General features: G+C 63.8%; 22 protein-coding genes and 2 pseudogenes. 9 read left to right on the plus strand and 15 right to left on the minus strand.

Going from position 1 to position 14511, the window contains the following annotated elements; all coding sequences use genetic code 11:
* Positions 1-51: 51 nt before the first annotated feature.
* The 3 genes from eco (at position 52) to K8374_RS12680 (ending at position 2936) form a co-directional block, all read left to right on the plus strand.
* Complete coding sequence (gene eco / locus K8374_RS12670; RefSeq protein ID WP_224455845.1) at positions 52-531, plus strand: serine protease inhibitor ecotin; 480 nt, start codon at positions 52-54, stop codon at positions 529-531.
* A 135-nt stretch (positions 532-666) separates the two neighbouring features.
* The gene (locus K8374_RS12675; RefSeq protein WP_224455846.1) at positions 667-2625 is read left to right on the plus strand and encodes an acetoacetate--CoA ligase; all 1959 of its coding nucleotides are present in this window, start codon (positions 667-669) and stop codon (positions 2623-2625) included.
* A 35-nt stretch (positions 2626-2660) separates the two neighbouring features.
* Positions 2661-2936 carry a peptidylprolyl isomerase gene (locus K8374_RS12680; RefSeq protein ID WP_084857735.1) on the plus strand — a complete coding sequence of 92 codons (276 nt, stop codon included), beginning with the start codon at positions 2661-2663 and terminating at the stop codon, positions 2934-2936.
* A 3-nt stretch (positions 2937-2939) separates the two neighbouring features.
* Here the strand turns inward: K8374_RS12680 and K8374_RS12685 are convergent, their stop codons facing one another.
* On the minus strand, positions 2940-3563 hold the full coding sequence (locus K8374_RS12685; protein ID WP_224455847.1) for a LysE family translocator: 624 nt from the start codon (positions 3561-3563) through the stop codon (positions 2940-2942).
* A gap of 134 nt (positions 3564-3697) precedes the next feature.
* Here K8374_RS12685 and K8374_RS12690 point away from each other — a divergent pair, with 134 nt between their 5' ends.
* The gene (locus K8374_RS12690) at positions 3698-4519 is read left to right on the plus strand and encodes a helix-turn-helix transcriptional regulator (RefSeq protein ID WP_224455848.1); all 822 of its coding nucleotides are present in this window, start codon (positions 3698-3700) and stop codon (positions 4517-4519) included.
* A gap of 212 nt (positions 4520-4731) precedes the next feature.
* Entirely contained in the window at positions 4732-5352 is a 621-nt protein-coding gene (locus K8374_RS12695; RefSeq protein ID WP_224455849.1) for a LysE family translocator, read from the plus strand.
* Here K8374_RS12695 and K8374_RS12700 read toward each other — a convergent pair.
* A complete protein-coding gene (locus K8374_RS12700) occupies positions 5330-6025 on the minus strand; it encodes a metallophosphoesterase (RefSeq protein WP_224455850.1) in 696 nt (231 codons plus the stop codon). The two genes, K8374_RS12695 and K8374_RS12700, sit on opposite strands and share 23 nt — an antisense overlap.
* A 252-nt stretch (positions 6026-6277) precedes the next feature.
* Here K8374_RS12700 and K8374_RS12705 point away from each other — a divergent pair, with 252 nt between their 5' ends.
* Complete coding sequence (locus tag K8374_RS12705) at positions 6278-6520, plus strand: hypothetical protein (RefSeq protein WP_224455851.1); 243 nt, start codon at positions 6278-6280, stop codon at positions 6518-6520.
* 11 nt (positions 6521-6531) lie between these two features.
* Here the strand turns inward: K8374_RS12705 and K8374_RS12710 are convergent, their stop codons facing one another.
* The 6 genes from K8374_RS12710 to K8374_RS12735 form a co-directional block, all read right to left on the minus strand.
* Positions 6532-7032, minus strand: coding sequence for a methylated-DNA--[protein]-cysteine S-methyltransferase (locus tag K8374_RS12710; protein ID WP_224455852.1), 501 nt, complete (start codon positions 7030-7032; stop codon positions 6532-6534).
* Positions 7033-7124: 92 nt separating this feature from the next.
* Positions 7125-7451, minus strand: a complete 327-nt coding sequence (locus K8374_RS12715; protein ID WP_084857721.1) for a hypothetical protein — start codon at positions 7449-7451, stop codon at positions 7125-7127.
* A 129-nt stretch (positions 7452-7580) separates the two neighbouring features.
* A complete protein-coding gene (locus tag K8374_RS12720; protein WP_224455853.1) occupies positions 7581-7793 on the minus strand; it encodes a hypothetical protein in 213 nt (70 codons plus the stop codon).
* A 128-nt stretch (positions 7794-7921) separates the two neighbouring features.
* Positions 7922-8437 carry an anti-virulence regulator CigR family protein gene (locus K8374_RS12725; RefSeq protein ID WP_224455854.1) on the minus strand — a complete coding sequence of 172 codons (516 nt, stop codon included), beginning with the start codon at positions 8435-8437 and terminating at the stop codon, positions 7922-7924.
* A gap of 138 nt (positions 8438-8575) precedes the next feature.
* Positions 8576-8872, minus strand: coding sequence for a hypothetical protein (locus tag K8374_RS12730; protein WP_224459320.1), 297 nt, complete (start codon positions 8870-8872; stop codon positions 8576-8578).
* 115 nt (positions 8873-8987) lie between these two features.
* Complete coding sequence (locus tag K8374_RS12735; protein ID WP_224455855.1) at positions 8988-9482, minus strand: hypothetical protein; 495 nt, start codon at positions 9480-9482, stop codon at positions 8988-8990.
* Between the two features lie 214 nt (positions 9483-9696).
* Between K8374_RS12735 and K8374_RS12740 the strand changes: the two genes are divergently transcribed.
* Positions 9697-9954 (plus strand): hypothetical protein, encoded by a 258-nt coding sequence (locus tag K8374_RS12740; RefSeq protein WP_084857913.1) that lies wholly within the window; start codon positions 9697-9699, stop codon positions 9952-9954.
* 90 nt (positions 9955-10044) lie between these two features.
* A pseudogene (locus K8374_RS12745) lies at positions 10045-10234 on the plus strand (site-specific integrase); the annotation flags it as partial.
* A 225-nt stretch (positions 10235-10459) separates the two neighbouring features.
* Here the strand turns inward: K8374_RS12745 and K8374_RS12750 are convergent.
* Positions 10460-10657 (minus strand): annotated as a pseudogene (locus K8374_RS12750) (hypothetical protein); the annotation flags it as partial.
* Positions 10650-10958: a hypothetical protein gene (locus K8374_RS12755; protein ID WP_224455856.1), complete on the minus strand. Its 309-nt coding sequence runs from the start codon at positions 10956-10958 to the stop codon at positions 10650-10652. The pseudogene K8374_RS12750 and the gene K8374_RS12755, both read right to left, overlap by 8 nt.
* Positions 10959-11064: 106 nt before the next feature.
* Between K8374_RS12755 and K8374_RS12760 the strand changes: the two genes are divergently transcribed.
* Entirely contained in the window at positions 11065-11727 is a 663-nt protein-coding gene (locus tag K8374_RS12760) for an SOS response-associated peptidase (RefSeq protein ID WP_224455857.1), read from the plus strand.
* Here the strand turns inward: K8374_RS12760 and K8374_RS12765 are convergent.
* From K8374_RS12765 to K8374_RS12785, 5 genes are all read right to left on the minus strand, one after another.
* The gene (locus tag K8374_RS12765) at positions 11724-11969 is read right to left on the minus strand and encodes a hypothetical protein (protein ID WP_318010865.1); all 246 of its coding nucleotides are present in this window, start codon (positions 11967-11969) and stop codon (positions 11724-11726) included. The genes K8374_RS12760 and K8374_RS12765 overlap by 4 nt on opposite strands.
* A gap of 92 nt (positions 11970-12061) precedes the next feature.
* Positions 12062-12424: a hypothetical protein gene (locus K8374_RS12770; RefSeq protein WP_224455858.1), complete on the minus strand. Its 363-nt coding sequence runs from the start codon at positions 12422-12424 to the stop codon at positions 12062-12064.
* A complete protein-coding gene (locus tag K8374_RS12775; protein WP_224455859.1) occupies positions 12421-13047 on the minus strand; it encodes a glycoside hydrolase family 19 protein in 627 nt (208 codons plus the stop codon). The genes K8374_RS12770 and K8374_RS12775 overlap by 4 nt, the downstream gene beginning before the upstream one ends.
* Positions 13048-13105: 58 nt before the next feature.
* Entirely contained in the window at positions 13106-13702 is a 597-nt protein-coding gene (locus tag K8374_RS26325) for a tail fiber assembly protein (protein WP_318010846.1), read from the minus strand.
* Positions 13702-14496 (minus strand): phage tail protein, encoded by a 795-nt coding sequence (locus tag K8374_RS12785; protein WP_224455860.1) that lies wholly within the window; start codon positions 14494-14496, stop codon positions 13702-13704. The genes K8374_RS26325 and K8374_RS12785 overlap by 1 nt, the downstream gene beginning before the upstream one ends.
* Positions 14497-14511 lie beyond the last annotated feature (15 nt).

The raw sequence follows: 14511 nt of genomic DNA on the forward strand, positions 1-14511 counted from the left end.
GCCGGGATCTGGCGCGGCTTTGCGTTTGTCTTTAATCAGCAAGGAGGCCTCATGCGCCCATTCCCATTGACCGCGATCCTTTCCCTGACCATGGCCTGCGTAGCACCTGCGATGGCTGCCGGGCTCAAGGATGTCGCGCCCTACCCCGAGGCGGAAAAAGGCTTCACCCGGCAGGTCATCCACCTGCCGGCACAAACCGACGAGTCGGCCCACCAGCTGGAGATCCTCGCCGGCAAGACCCTCCCGGTCGACTGCAACAAGCAGCGTCTGGGCGGCAAGCTCGAAGAGCACAACCTCGAAGGCTGGGGCTACAGCTACTACCGCCTGGAGAAGGTCGCCGGGCCCATGAGCACCCTGATGGCCTGCCCGGATGGCAAGAAGACCGAGGCCTTCGTGCCGGTGGTCGGCGAAGGTTTCATGCTGCGCTACAACAGCAAGCTGCCGGTGGTGCTGTACGTGCCGGAAGGCATCGAGGTGCGCTATCGCGTCTGGTCGGCATCCGACGACGTACAAAAGGCTAAAGTGGAGTAAAAGCCACCCCGCAGTGGTGTAGCGACGCCCCCCTGTGGGAGCGGGCTTGCCCCGCGATTGCGCCCGATCAGGCAACGGCAATCGCGGGGCAAGCCCGCACACAGGGGGCTTTGAACGGGAATGGGAGGTTTCGGCATGAACGATGTGCTCTGGCGCCCCTCCACGGCGCAGGTCCAGGCCAGCCGCATGGACGCCTTCCGCCGCCGGGTCAATTTGCGGTTCAACCTCCAGCTCGACGACTACGCCGCCCTGCACCGCTGGAGCGTCGAACAACGCCCGGCCTTCTGGCAGGCCCTTGCCGAATATTTTCAGGTCCAATGGCACACCCCGCCCTCCCAGGTACTCGACGAGGGCCCGCGCATGCCCGATGCGCACTGGTTCCCCGGTGCCACCCTGAACTACGCCGAACACCTGCTGCAGCGCCGCGACGACCGTCCAGCCGTGATCGCCGTGCGCGAGGATGGCCAGCGCCAGGCCTTGACCCATGCGCAACTGGCGGCCCATGTCGCCGGCATGCAGAAGGCTCTGCAAGGTCTCGGTATCCAGGCAGGTGACCGGGTCGCCTCGGTCATGCCCAACACCTGGGAAACCCTGGTGACCATGCTGGCCTGCGCCAGCCTCGGCGCGATCTGGTCCAGCTCGTCGCCCGAGTTCGGCCTGCACGGCATCATCGACCGTTTCGGCCAGATCACGCCCAAGCTGCTGATCGCCTGCGCAGGCTACCAGTACGCCGGCAAGGCCATCGATCAGGTGGAGAAGATCAACCAGGTCACGGCCCAGTTGCCCAACCTGGAGCACCTGTTGGTCGTGCCCTACACCCGCCCGCATACTCGCGCCGACGAATTCGCCGCGCAACGGGTCAGCCTGTGGGACGACTTCTATCAGCCGGGGGGTGAGCCGCACTTCGCAGGGCTGCCCTTCGACCACCCGCTGTACATCCTCTACTCCAGCGGCACCACGGGCGTGCCCAAGTGCATCGTCCATCGCGCCGGTGGTGTGCTGCTGCAACACATGAAGGAACATGGCCTGCACAACGACTTGAAGGCCAACGACGTGCTGTTCTACTACACCACCTGCGGCTGGATGATGTGGAACTGGCTGGCCAGCGGCCTGGCCGTCGGCGCCACCCTGGTGCTGTACGATGGCTCACCGTTCTACCCTGGGCCCGAGCGTCTGCTCGACCTGATCGACGCCGAAGGTATCCACGCCTTCGGGACCAGCGCCAAGTACCTGGCAGCCCTGGAGCAGGAAGGCATCGTGCCCGCCAGCAGCCATCGCCTCGACCACCTGCGCCTGATCATGTCCACCGGCTCGCCGCTCTCGCCCCACAGCTACGACTACGTCTACGACAAGTTCAAGCCGGACCTGTGCCTGGCCTCGATGTCCGGCGGCACCGATATCGTCTCCTGCTTCGTGCTCGGCAACCCGGTATTGCCGGTGCGTCGCGGCCAGATCCAGTGCAAGGGCCTGGGCATGGCCGTGGAGGTGTGGAACGAGGCCGGTCGACCGGTGATCGGCGAAAAAGGCGAGCTGGTATGTACCCGCAACTTTCCCTGCATGCCGGTGGGCTTCTGGGGCGACGCTGACGGCAGCCGCTACCACGACGCCTATTTCAGCCAGTACCCCGGCGTCTGGGCCCAAGGCGACTACGCCGAGGAGCACGCCGAAGGCGGCCTGGTCATCCACGGCCGTTCCGATGCGGTGCTCAACCCCGGCGGCGTACGCATCGGTACGGTGGAGATCTACCGCCAGGTGGAAAAGGTCGAGGAGGTCGTGGAAAGCGTCGCCATCGGCCAGGACTGGCACAACGACGTGCGGGTGGTGCTGTTCGTGCGCCTGCGCGATGGCCTGCAGTTGGACGATGCCTTGCGCCAGCGTATCCGCCAGGTGATCCGCCAATACACCACGCCGCGCCACGTACCCGCCGTCATCGCCCAGGTCACGGACATTCCCCGCACCATCAGCGGCAAGCTGGTTGAACTGGCCATCCGCAACGTGGTGCACGGCCTGCCGGTGAAGAACACCGATGCCCTGGCCAACCCTGAGGCGCTGGCGCAATTCAGAGACCGCGCGGAGCTGCGCGATCAGGCATAATGGCGCCCTTTTTTGCCCGAAGCACAGGTGGTCCCATGAAAGCCCAAGCCCGTCACATCCTGGTCAAGACCGCTGCCGAAGCCGAACAGCTCAAGCAACGCCTCGCCAAGGGCGAAGCCTTCGATGTACTGGCAAAGAAATTTTCGACCTGCCCCTCGGGCAAGCGCGGCGGTGACTTGGGCGAGGTACGCCCCGGCCAACTGGTGGGCGCCATCGACCAGGTGATCTTCAAGAAGGCCTTGCGCGTGGTGCATGGGCCGATCAAGACCAAGTTCGGTTACCACCTGGTGCAGACCTTCTACCGCGATTGACCCTCAGCGCCGCGCCGCCAGCAGGCCCAGCCCCGCACACCCGAGCAGCGAGGCACTGACGCGGTTGAACAACCGGCGCGGCCCAGGGCGGCTGAACCAGCGCTGCAGATAGGCGCCAAGGCCCGCATAGATGGCGATCGCCGCCCACTCCAGGAGCAGGAACAGCACGCCCAGCCAGAGGAACTGCTCGGCCACGGGCGTAGGGCTGCCCACCGAGACGAACTGCGGCAGGAAGGCTGTGAAGATGAGAATCGCTTTAGGGTTGCCCGCGGCCACCCAGAACTCTTGTCGCGCCAACCGCCAGGTGCCCCGCGGGTGATCGGTGCTCACCACGGCTTCCCCCACCGGCGCACGCCACAACTGCCAGGCGATGTAGAACAGATACGCGGCGCCCACCACCTTGATCGCCAGGAACAGGTATTCGCTCGTGTGCAGCACCACCGCCAGGCCCATGGCCGCCAAGGCGATCATGCCGCTGAAGGCCAGGATGCGCCCGCCACCGGCCACGCAGGCGGTGCGCAGGCCATAACGGCTGGCGTTGTGCAGCGACAACAGGTTGTTAGGGCCCGGCGCCATGTTCAGGGCGAAGCAGGCGGGGATGAACAGCAGCAGGCTCGACAGGTCCATTATTCTTCTCCATCAGGACGCGAAAGCCTCGCGCCGCCGAGCGGGTGGCGTCAAGCACAGTCACAAGGGAAATGGCCGTAACAGTGGCCAGCGTTTAGACTGCGTACCTTGGTATCCGGCAAGGCAGGCTTTGCATGACCCGTCCACACAGCGAAATCTGGCGTGACCCGGCGCTGCCGTTCGTGGAAAGCCGCCGCGCCTGCCATAGCCGGGCCTGCTACAAAGCCCACAGTCACCCAACGTTTTCCATTGGGGCGGTAGATAGCGGCCTGAGCGATTTCACCGGCGCTGGCGAAGGCCATGAACGGCTGACGCCTGGCACCCTGGTGTTGGTTCCGGCGCAGCGGGTGCATGCCTGTAACCCACTGCCGGGCCAAGCCTGGAGCTACCAGATGCTGCATCTGGATGCTCAATGGCTGCAGCAGCTGCGGTTGGAGGCTGGGGTAGCGGCCAGTGAGCCCGGGGCACCGGCGCGAATCAGCCGGTCAGCTTCGGTGTACCGCCGGTTCTGCCAGCTCAATGAACTGTTGTTTTCCGGGGCGGGACCCACGGAAAAGGAAGCGGCACTGGTGGCATTCATCGGCGACCTCGATCTTGCCGCCCATGACACCCTCGATGCGGCGCCGGTGCCGACCCTGGAGGTACCGGCGTTGCGTGAGCTGCTTGAGAGGATCGAGGCGCAGGGTTCGGCTGAAATGAGCCTGGGCCAGCTGGCCGCCCAGGCGGGCCTCGGCCGTTACCAGCTGATCCGGACATTGCGCGCCGCCACTGGGCTCACGCCCCATGCCTACCTGCTCAACGCCCGCGTCAATCGCGCCCGTCGCCTGCTCAGCCAAGGCATGGCGCTGGCGGAGGTCGCCTATGAGCTGGGGTTCGCCGACCAAGCCCATTTCCAGCGGGTGTTCAAGGCCCATGCAGGCGTGACGCCAGGGCGTTATCGCAGCGGGGCCGCGTAACGGGTGGTGCACTGGCCCGGGCGACGGCGATATCACGTCGGGCCCAATCGCGGGACAAGCCCGCTCCCACAATGGGCCGCAAAATCAAGTGGTTATGGGGTGCTCTGTAGGGCTCGTCCCGCGATTGGGCCATGCAGCCTGCAATTTTCTTCAATACATAGGAGCACCCGACGAACAGACTGCGGCTTCCCCCACTGCAGAAGCCCAGCCCCATGGAGCAATTCTTGATGGTCGCCGCCGCCCACTTCCTCGCTCTGCTCTCCCCTGGCCCCGACTTCTTCCTGGTAGCCCGCACCTCGGTCAACGCCGGTTGGCGGGTGGCCAGCGGCGCCTGCCTGGGTATCGCCCTGGCCAATGGACTGTTCATCGTCGTCGCCTTCGCTGGCGTCTCGATCCTGCGCGAGGGCAGCACGTTGTTCGTCACCCTGCAACTGGCCGGCTGTGCCTATCTGTTTTACATCGGTGGCCTGTTCTTGCGTCACGCCGGGCACAGCAGCCTCGCGGCCAGCGACAACGGCCTCGTCCAACCCTCGTGCGGCTGGCTGCACAGCTTTGCCCAAGGTTTCCTCTCCGGCATGCTCAACCCGAAGAACGCCCTGTTCTATGCCAGCCTGGCGAGCATGGTCGCCGCCACCAGCAGTGCCTGGAAGATCGCCTATGGCGCGTGGATGTTCACCGTCGTGGCAGCCTGGGACTTGCTGGTGGCCATGGCCATCGGCAACCGCCGTGTGCTGCGTCGGTTCGCCCGCGCTCTGCCCTGGCTGGAGCGCGCCTCGGGCGCCATGCTGATACTCCTGGCCAGCGTTGTGCTCATGCACCTGGCATGGGGCTGACCAATGCCAGGGTATGCAGGTCCATGACGCTGAAGAAGCCCTTGGCCCAGCCGCCGGTATCCAAGTGCCAGACGTTGCCCAAGCGCTTGGCCTGCACCACCGGTGTGTGCCCCACCAGCAAGGCACGCAGGCCGGCGACCGGCGCCGTATCGCCTTCGCGCAGGCGACGCCGTGACCATTGGCAGACCTCCCGTACATCCGGATCGTCCGCTGCCTCCAGCCTCCTGCGCAGGGTCGGCCAGTCAGGAAACGGGCTGTCGGCATGCAGCAGCCCCACCAAGCCGGCAGGGGTCTGTACTTCCATGCCCAGCGGCATCCGGGCGAACCCTTCGACGTAGCGCAGCTGGTCGGCCTCGGGCAGGTCGAGAAACCAGGCCCCGCCCGCGGCACGGTACATCTCCAGCTCGACCCGCCCACCGCGCAGGTGGGCGATGGCCAGGGCCTCATGGTTGCCTTGCACCGCGTGAAACCAAGGCTGTGCCAGCCATTCCAGCGCCTGGGCGCTGTCCGGGCCTCGGTCGACCAGGTCGCCGACACTGAACAGCCGATCGACCGCCGGATCGAAACCCAGGGTGTCCAGGCATTGCTGTAGACGCGCGAAATGCCCATGGATATCGCCCACGGCCAGGTCGCGACCCCGGGTATTGGCGGCTACCCGCCGAAAACGGTTCATTGCATCGATCCTCTGCTGCGGCGCCGACGGCAGGCTTGGAATGGAAGTGCGTCATGCGTACCGCTCTTACCTGTACCGTCACGATGATGCCGGTACTGGACAGCATGGCACACGCCGCCCCGACCCTGCAGGTCGCGGTTCGCTTCGAACATTCGCGACACAACGCCGCTCCCGCGGGGTATGCTCGGGCTTTCGCTTCCCATGGATGGACGACATGCCCCCCTGCACCCTGCAACTGCAAGGCCTGAGGCAATGAAGTACTTGCTCACGGCCCTGGTCAGCTACGCCTGTACCTATTACCTCACCGGCCTGTTGATCCAGGGCCGCCTGGCGGATATCGCCGAAGGCCTGCGGCACCGGCCCGATGCCCCGAGGCCGGGGGAATACCTGCGCAAGGTAGAGCGATACGCCCGGCGCTCACGCCGCCAATACAGCCTTGCGGTGGGCTCGGTGCTGGCGGTGGTGGGTTGCCTGTTGCTGTATTGGCTGGGTTGAGAAGCCTGGCATCAAAAACCGAGCGCCAAGCTCTGGCGGCCCTCGAGGGCGAGCAGGTATTGCTTGGCCTGCAGACCACCGGCAAAGCCGGTCAGGCTGCCCGAAGCACCGATCACCCTGTGACAAGGGGCGATGATCGATATCGGGTTGCGTCCATTGGCGGCCCCTACTGCCCGTACGGCGCTGGGCTTGCCGATCTGCCGGGCGATTTCGCTGTAGCTACGGGTTTCACCGAAGGGAATGGTCAGCAGCGCCGCCCAGACTTGGCGCTGGAAATCGGTGCCGTGAAAATCCAATGGCAATTCGAAACGCTGGCGTTGGCCGGCGAAGTACTCACCCAGTTGGCGCGCCGTTTCCGTCAAGGTCGGGTGGGTGTCGCTGCGGCGCAGCTCACCCAGGCGCACGCGGTTCTCCCGCTCCTGTTCCCACAGCACCGCCGCCAGGCAGTCGCCGCGCGCGACCAGCGTCAAGGTGCCTACAGGTGATTGCATGAGGGTGAAGGCACTGGACATCGATGAGCCTCGAACGAGAAAACGGATGCCGGCACTCTACGCCCGGTAGCCCTTCTGCGCATCCGCTTTCTTGCCCGCGCAGCCGTCGACGCTCAACGCCCCGCGCAAGCCGCCACGACGCTGGGCCTGGCAGTACGGCGGCACGATTGCAGGGCCGGCTCGCCAGCCACCTTCCTGGCCCGCCCGACGCCCCAGGCCAGTGCCCGGGTCATCGACTCGCCAGGGCGGGAGTCGAATGCTTCTTCATGCAAGGCCATGCCCGAGGGTGCGTAGACACCAATGAACATCTGCGTGGCACCGGTACGGGACAACCTCACCTGCACGTCGATGCAGGTACCACAATCGAGGGTCTCGTCGTGCCCGCGATGATGAAGGGTGGGGTCTGCCCACGACCAGAACACGTCTCCACGAATTTTCATGCCGCCTCCTACGACTTTAGTCTTATATGTGTTGGTAGAGGCACCATAGCGGAAGCACACGGGCACGCAACCGCATTGCGCGCAATGGCGGGCACAATCGGACAATCGGCATGAGCCAGCTATGGGGAGTCAGGTATCGGGTGTTTTTTCGCAGCCTGGCTCAAGTAGCGATTCGGCGAAGGTCATCCACTCTTCGAATGCCTTGCGATGGGCCTGGCACATCCCTTTCCATTCGGGGCCGCCAACGCGGCCGTAGGCGACCTGGTTCATGGTCGAGGAGGTCAACGCGTCGAGCTCCCTCAACAGGTGGTAGGCACGGTAACGCTTTTCTCTTTCAGGCATTGGCTTGTCTTCCAATGTTGCACAACAAGGGCAGCAGGAAGCCTGTTGGGTGCACTGTTCCGGGCTTCCTGCTTCTGGACCTGCGATAGCTGCAAAAGGTCCGTCGCCTCTGGAGACTGCGTCTTGGCTTAGCGGAACGCGCCGTCGAGCACCTCGTAGATGATGCCGGTCGCTACCGCGACCAGGAGCAGGTCCGCGCCGGCCTGCATCCACTCGTAGCCGTCGTAGTGAGGGAGATGGCCGAGCAACCTGCCGTCGAGCTTCTTGGCAATGCCCGGAGGGAGCGGCTTGCCACGTGCCAGGTTCTTCTGGATGCCCGGCGGCAGGGCTGGCCCAGGGCTCCAGTAGTTCCGGTAGCCGCTCAATATGCCCAACACATCGCCACGGTCGATGGAGGGGCCACGGTAATGATCGCCGTGGTAATCATCGTCGTAGCCGCCACCCCCTTTGTGACCGCCACCCGGGTTGCCGCCCCCCTTGCTGCCACCGCCGGAGTGGCTGTTGCCCTGGGCGTGCTGGACCTGGTTCTTGCCATGCCCTTGGCCTTGCCCCTTCCCGTTGTCCGGATCGGCAAAGCCTAGGCATGGGCCGACAGCCAAAGCAAACGAAGTCACTGCAATCACGATAGCGCGAGACTTGGCCATAACTGCTTCCTTCCGTGAGGGTGGATCCCCTGCACTGTAGACGATGGCCATGGGAAAAGTTCCCTGGCTTGGCCTGGTTATCTGCAGCTTGAAAAGATCCGTTGTATAAAGTTGGAGCGAGTTCTCAGAAAGCGCCCATTACCGACTACGGATCACTGCACTGATCGCCCAACCTGCGAATACGAAAAAGGCATCGAGGTAGAACAGGCCTTGGTAGTTGGGCAGTGCCTGTCCGGGCGCGACCGGATCAGGACTTGGCGGGAAGATCGCGTAGACACCGTTGGGCACCAGCGCCAACGCCAGCAGTGCGCCATAGGTGGCCATTCGCAGCACGTTCTGCCGTTCGAGCGACGCGTCCGCCATCTTCAAGCCAAAGAAGGCGATCACCGCCGCCAACGGTAATACCCAGATGTGCAGGGGCAGGCTGAAGAACACCTCAGCCATCACGCTTTTCGTTTCCACAATTGCAATACCTTGCCGATGAAGGCCGGGATTATCCATGGCCCGCCAGGGTACTGACTACCCTGGCATCATCGGCATGGGCGAGGCGTCACTCGGTGGCCTTGCAGGTGTCGAAATTGACGAACGAGAAACTGACCAAGGCGGCACGCGGCTCTCGTCCGGTGAATTCGCTGCTGATCTCGGCAATGTCGTCGCTCAACTTGAACGCACTGGACGACCAGACCACACCTCGGGCGACCCGGTCATCCTGGTCCGGCATGCCATACCGGGTCTTCAAGTCGTCCAGCAGCGCCCCACTGGCACGATTCGACCGGTCGAAGCGCATCTGTACCAGGCACAGCTCGTCATCCTTGCTGAACACGTAGTTGTAGCCATCGGCCTGGGCGTCGAGCTTCGGCGCCTGTTTGGACGTATAGATCAAGGCCCCTACATTGTTGGTGCCGACCTTCTGCAAGATGGCATGCCGCTCGACCTGCTCGCGCTTGAGGCCCATCTTCGTGCCTGCGGGGCCTTCCCACGGGCCTTCGTCGGAGCAGCCGTAGATCATCGCCGTCGCCAGGGCCAACACTGCAAAACGCTTCATGCCTGTCCTCCTCGTTGATGGGCGGAATCTACCACAGGACAAAGGGCTGGCTGATGCCCTGTCGACGAGTCATGCCCCCCTGTCCGCCCATCCAGCGTGGATGCAAAGCCAGTACCGATCCGCGGCAGGCCATAGTACGGTGCGCCTCGAACGTACTGCCTGGTGCCTTGCCTGCAAGCCCACGGACCCGGCCATTCACGACCTGGGAGGTCAAATGCAACGTGTTCAAGCAACAAGTCAGGAAGCGCTGGATCTGGCTTTGATTGCGTTCTACCGCTTCAAGATCGGCGAGATAAAAGTGTTCGACCTGGAGCGCGCAATGAGCTTCGAAGTGGGCCAGGCCCTGGCTCAAAGTGGACTGGTAAGGTTCTCGATAACGCAAATGGCATCCGGGCGTTATCGGATCAGCGACCAGGGAGAACATTCGATCACAGAGGCTGGACGTGCTCGGCTGGAGCACCTTCGCGGCTAGAACCGCCGCCAGCCCGAACCCAGCACCGTGGCGACTCGCGGTGCTGAATGCCGGCCCCGCTCATCAGGGGCCTTGGCATCGGATTTAGCGCCCCCGTACAACTGCCGCCGCACCTATGCGACAATACGCGCAATGTCCGGCCTCAACCCCCGCATTCATCGCCCAACAGCTGGGTCACAGCATGCACATGCTGCTGTCGACGCACGCCTGTTGGCTCAACTCAAGCTCCGACTGGAGCGCGCTGGAAACGCTCAGGATCGCTGACCCTCCAGCCGCGTAAGTTACTGACTAGGTAAGCGCTTTGATCTCCACCGCCAATATCACCATGCGATTATTTTCGCGGTTTTGAGCGGCGTAGAGTGCAGTGTTTTCGGGGGTTTCAACCTCTCCTCGACGCTCCAAAACGCAGGCATTGGCCCAAGAATTGGCCCAAGCGTAACTCCCCCCATCCGGCGTTCTGCCGGCCCGCCTCCAGCCCTGGTAGGCGTCACTCTCCCCCTTCGTTTTCATGCTCGACCAACGCCCACAACCGAGCCGCTTCGGCGAGCTCCAGCATGTCGATCAGCTCACCCTCACATACTTCCCGACGACGATGTGCCGCCTTGGCCATTTCGGACAACACGGCGGCGCGCCCGTCCGGATCGCAAACCAGAGCGAACTGATCGTTGAGCTCGTCGAGCCAGGCGCGCGGCAGGTCAGTCATCGTAAATTCCCGCTGCACGGCACCACCAGGATTGCGCGTAGAGCACGCCGTCGACTTCCTCTAATCCGGTGATGTTCATCCCGAGTGTGGCCATTCCATTCACGCAAGCATCGTGCAGAGGCGGGATGATGTCGCCGCTCGGCGTAGGATTGAAGACACAGGCCTCGATGCACGGGCGACCCAGCACTTTGCTATGACCGTACTCTATGTGCACGTCAGCACGCAGAGGCTTGGTCTTTGCAAGCTTTTCATTGGGGATGGCGATGCCGCGCTCACGGCGGCGAACGAGCAGAAAGTACATGTGGCACCAATACTGTATATCGATACAGTATTTGAACACCCAAACGGATGCGCAGGCCAGTACCGCTTGGCGGGCTATTCTTTCTGCTCGAGCAGGAGGGATGGGAATGTGCGGAAGATTGAGTCAGTACCGAGGCATACACGACTTCGTCGAGACGCTCAGCCTGCCAGAGGCCTGGAGGAACAACGTGGGCGACCAGGCCCTGGATCGCTACAACGTCGCGCCGACAACACAGGTCGCCGTGTTCCGGGTAGATGACGCAGGCCCGAGGGCGGACCTGGTGAGGTGGGGATGGCGGCCGCATTGGGCGACCGATCGAGCGGCGCCGATCAACGCCCGTGTCGAGAAAGTGGCGCACGGGCCGTTCTTCCGGGCGATCTGGCCGAGTCGAGCAATCACGCCCGTGGACGGGTGGTACGAGTGGGTCGATGAAGGCGGGCCGAAGAAGCAGCCGTACTACATTCGGCGCCGGGACGGTCGCCCTGCCCTGTGCGCGTCGATCGGCCAGTTTTCAGGCAACGAGCACGACGGCTTCGTCATTATCACCGCAGATGCTCTGGGCGGGCTGGTCGATGTGCACGACCGCCGGCCTGTTGTGCTGTCGCCAGAGCTGTCCAGAGAATGGATGTCTCTAGACACGTCGAAGGAACATGCCGAACAGATGGCGCTGAACCTGGGCGAACCGGCGGAGGCATTCGAGTGGTACCGGGTGGGCACAGCCGTGGGTAACGTCCGGAACCAAGGGCGAGAGCTGATACTGCCTATTTAGCGACACGCTCTCACTGCGGCCTTCAGCTGCTTCTCGTACCCGATCCGCTGCCGCCGCTCAGCGAGCAGCGCCCGCACTTTCACTTCCAGGCTGTCGCTCTTGCGCAGGTCGGCGGCAGCCCAGGATGGCGTCGCCACTTCAGGCGCACGGCACGGCACCTGCACCGGGACCTCGACGCGCACGTACTGGATCTGCGGCTCTACCTTGCCGGCGCACCCGGCTAGGCCCAGGGTCAGCACCAGCCCGCTCCCACAGGCAACGCCACGGATTACGTGGCTTGCAGATCGAAACCACCCTATTCCGCTCCTGCAGGAACGCGAGTTCAGCCCCAGGCTCATAGCCCCAGCTCCTTGTCGATGATGGCCGTGGCAGCGGCGCACTGTTCGCCACCGGTGCGCTCCTGCTGCAAGCGATTTGCCGCGGCGTAGTCGCCCTGGGCGCTGGCCTTCGCCTCGGCTACCGCTTGCTCTGCCCTGGCCTGGCGAGCGTTCGCGGCCAGGGTCAGGTCGCCAAGGGCCTTGCCCTGCTCCTGCGCTAGCCCGGCGAGGTTGTCCCGGGCGGCTTTGCAGGTTGCGGCCTGATCCTGCTGGTCATCGAGCAGCGGGCGGAAATGGCCAGTCGTGGCCCAGGTGCCAACAGCCATGCCCAGCAGGACCAGCAGGCCGGCACCGATGGCTCGCAATGCCCAAGCGCTCACGCCAGCACCCGCAAGGCCAGGTCATACAGCGCCAGGCGATCGGCGGCACCGTGCGGCGTCTTTCCGGGCTGCCCGGTGTTGATGATGCTGCCGATGTCGCGTATCCGGCCGGCGTCGGCCATCTCGTTCAGCCCGCGCTTCGCCCACCACCAGGCGGCGGACTGGGCAGCCTGCTCGGCTTGCTCGAGCAGTTCCGGCTCAGCCTCCAGCGGCAGGCCCAGGCCGGCGCCGACCTCGCGGTAGTTGTCGCGCCCGGTGACCTGCAGCAGGCCGCGTCCACGGAACCGCCAACCATCACCGGAGGCCTCCGAACCGTTGCCCATGCGCCCGCCGTACACCTTGTTGGCGATCTTCTCCGGCTGTCGGGCGTAACCGGGGGCGGTCTGACTGGTGAACCTCGAGGGCCAGGTCCGCACCAGCGACTCGGCGCTGTAGTTGAGGTTCTCCACCAGGCTGCGCAACTGGCCAGACTCGTGCCCGATCTGGGCCAGGAAGGCGGCCTGACGGACCAGAGTGTTGATGCGCCAGCGCGTCATAGCCCGATTCAGCGCGGGCAGGAAGGCTCCGACCACTGGCCGGGCCTTGGGCATGATCTGCAGCAACTGCTGCTCGGTTATCGGCATGGGTTTTCTCCAGGCAAAAAAATACCGGCTCTGGGCCGGTCGGTTTCGTTCAGTTGGATCAGGCAGGCGGTGCAGGCCAGGTGATCTCGTCGGGGTAGCCCGGTTGGTCTGGCAGGCGGATCAGCGCCACGCGGTAGCGCTTCCAGGCAGTCAACAAGGCGGTATCGGCTTCAGTGGCTTCGCCAAGGTCTACGGCGTCCTGCAGCGGAGCGATCGCGCTGTCAGCCATAGCGCGGCGGCTTGCGGCCTCAGCCACGACCTGGGCGAGATGCTGCTCAGCGGCCACCTCGGCCTTGACCTCTGCTGTGATCTCCTGGGACCAGTCGATGACTCCCGCCGTCGATACAAGCGGATCAACCCATTCCAGCCCAGGCAAAGGCACACGACCATCGGCTGGGTCGCGGATATCGATCGGGAAACGTGCGCTCTCCGGAGCGTCGGCAGCGTGCGGAAGCATCAAGGTTACGACCAGGCCTCCATTCACACGCTCAACAGGCGCAACAATGAATGAGCTGCTGATCGCTTCGGCTGGCAACGTCGAGCCGTCGGCAAGGCGCGAGAAGTCCAGCGAAACGCCGTTGATTTCGAGTCGATCACCTGCCTTAACTACGGTAAGAGACATGTCGGATCGAACTGGGGATAGCTTGATGATCATTAGTACCACCTTCCAATTGCAATGGCTTCTACTTTAAGACTTGCGCCGCTAAGCGCCACCGTTGAAAACGCCACAAATCCCGCCTGGGTATTAGTGGGTACGGGATTGGTAGACGCCGTCGTTGTCCAAACACCCTGCGCTAGCCCCATAAACATGACTTGCGGGCGAACGATAAAGGCAACAGGGAATGTCCAAGTTCCGCCAACTGGCGCCAGATCTCGATAAATCGAGCCGGTGGCAGTGCAAGTGATCGTAGCGTCTATGTTCGCCCAGCAGATGAGAGTTCCGTTGGCGTACTTGGCGGCGTTGCCGTTGGCATTGCTTATCTGCTCCAGGATGGCCCCGGTCGGCACCCCACCGCTTTGGCTTACCGTGCCGACAATATCGGCCACTGCGGCCGATTTCAGGCCCAGACCGTTTCGCGCTGTCGATTGCGTCGTGCCGCCGGTGCCGCCCTTGGCAACCGGGACGACGTTCTCGGTCGACACCGAGCCAAGGCCGGCCAGGGTCGAGCCCCACTGGTTCGCGATATCGTTGAACTTGTCAGCCAAGGTCTTGGTGTAGCCCTGGACCGGCGTGATGGCGTAGGTGCCTCCGCTGATTGTGGTGCCCTTGTAGGCGGGCAAGATGCTCAGCACCGTGGTGCTGGCAATGTTGGTCACCTCATACCAGTTTCCATCCGGGCCTAGCAGTGCATCGCCCACCCGGGCATTCGCTGAGAAGTTGGTGCCGGTACCGGTCACCGTCGTTTGGCCAGCCGTGATCGCGACCGTGCCTGCTCTATACCAGGGCATGGCTGTTTCCTTTGG

This window comes from Pseudomonas sp. p1(2021b) (assembly GCF_020151015.1).
GTDB lineage: Bacteria > Pseudomonadota > Gammaproteobacteria > Pseudomonadales > Pseudomonadaceae > Aquipseudomonas > Aquipseudomonas putida_K.

Bases quoted from the DNA above. Each gene is read 5' to 3' on its own strand.
- eco (WP_224455845.1), top strand. From the start codon at position 52: ATGCGCCCATTCCCATTGACCGCGATCCTTTCCCTGACCATGGCCTGC.
- K8374_RS12675 (WP_224455846.1), top strand. From the start codon at position 667: ATGAACGATGTGCTCTGGCGCCCCTCCACGGCGCAGGTCCAGGCCAGC.
- K8374_RS12680 (WP_084857735.1), top strand. From the start codon at position 2,661: ATGAAAGCCCAAGCCCGTCACATCCTGGTCAAGACCGCTGCCGAAGCC.
- K8374_RS12685 (WP_224455847.1), bottom strand. From the start codon at position 3,563: ATGGACCTGTCGAGCCTGCTGCTGTTCATCCCCGCCTGCTTCGCCCTG.
- K8374_RS12690 (WP_224455848.1), top strand. From the start codon at position 3,698: ATGACCCGTCCACACAGCGAAATCTGGCGTGACCCGGCGCTGCCGTTC.
- K8374_RS12695 (WP_224455849.1), top strand. From the start codon at position 4,732: ATGGAGCAATTCTTGATGGTCGCCGCCGCCCACTTCCTCGCTCTGCTC.
- K8374_RS12700 (WP_224455850.1), bottom strand. From the start codon at position 6,025: ATGAACCGTTTTCGGCGGGTAGCCGCCAATACCCGGGGTCGCGACCTG.
- K8374_RS12705 (WP_224455851.1), top strand. From the start codon at position 6,278: ATGAAGTACTTGCTCACGGCCCTGGTCAGCTACGCCTGTACCTATTAC.
- K8374_RS12710 (WP_224455852.1), bottom strand. From the start codon at position 7,032: ATGTCCAGTGCCTTCACCCTCATGCAATCACCTGTAGGCACCTTGACG.
- K8374_RS12715 (WP_084857721.1), bottom strand. From the start codon at position 7,451: ATGAAAATTCGTGGAGACGTGTTCTGGTCGTGGGCAGACCCCACCCTT.
- K8374_RS12720 (WP_224455853.1), bottom strand. From the start codon at position 7,793: ATGCCTGAAAGAGAAAAGCGTTACCGTGCCTACCACCTGTTGAGGGAG.
- K8374_RS12725 (WP_224455854.1), bottom strand. From the start codon at position 8,437: ATGGCCAAGTCTCGCGCTATCGTGATTGCAGTGACTTCGTTTGCTTTG.
- K8374_RS12735 (WP_224455855.1), bottom strand. From the start codon at position 9,482: ATGAAGCGTTTTGCAGTGTTGGCCCTGGCGACGGCGATGATCTACGGC.
- K8374_RS12740 (WP_084857913.1), top strand. From the start codon at position 9,697: ATGCAACGTGTTCAAGCAACAAGTCAGGAAGCGCTGGATCTGGCTTTG.
- K8374_RS12755 (WP_224455856.1), bottom strand. From the start codon at position 10,958: ATGTACTTTCTGCTCGTTCGCCGCCGTGAGCGCGGCATCGCCATCCCC.
- K8374_RS12760 (WP_224455857.1), top strand. From the start codon at position 11,065: ATGTGCGGAAGATTGAGTCAGTACCGAGGCATACACGACTTCGTCGAG.
- K8374_RS12775 (WP_224455859.1), bottom strand. From the start codon at position 13,047: ATGCCGATAACCGAGCAGCAGTTGCTGCAGATCATGCCCAAGGCCCGG.
- K8374_RS26325 (WP_318010846.1), bottom strand. From the start codon at position 13,702: ATGATCATCAAGCTATCCCCAGTTCGATCCGACATGTCTCTTACCGTA.
- K8374_RS12785 (WP_224455860.1), bottom strand. From the start codon at position 14,496: ATGCCCTGGTATAGAGCAGGCACGGTCGCGATCACGGCTGGCCAAACG.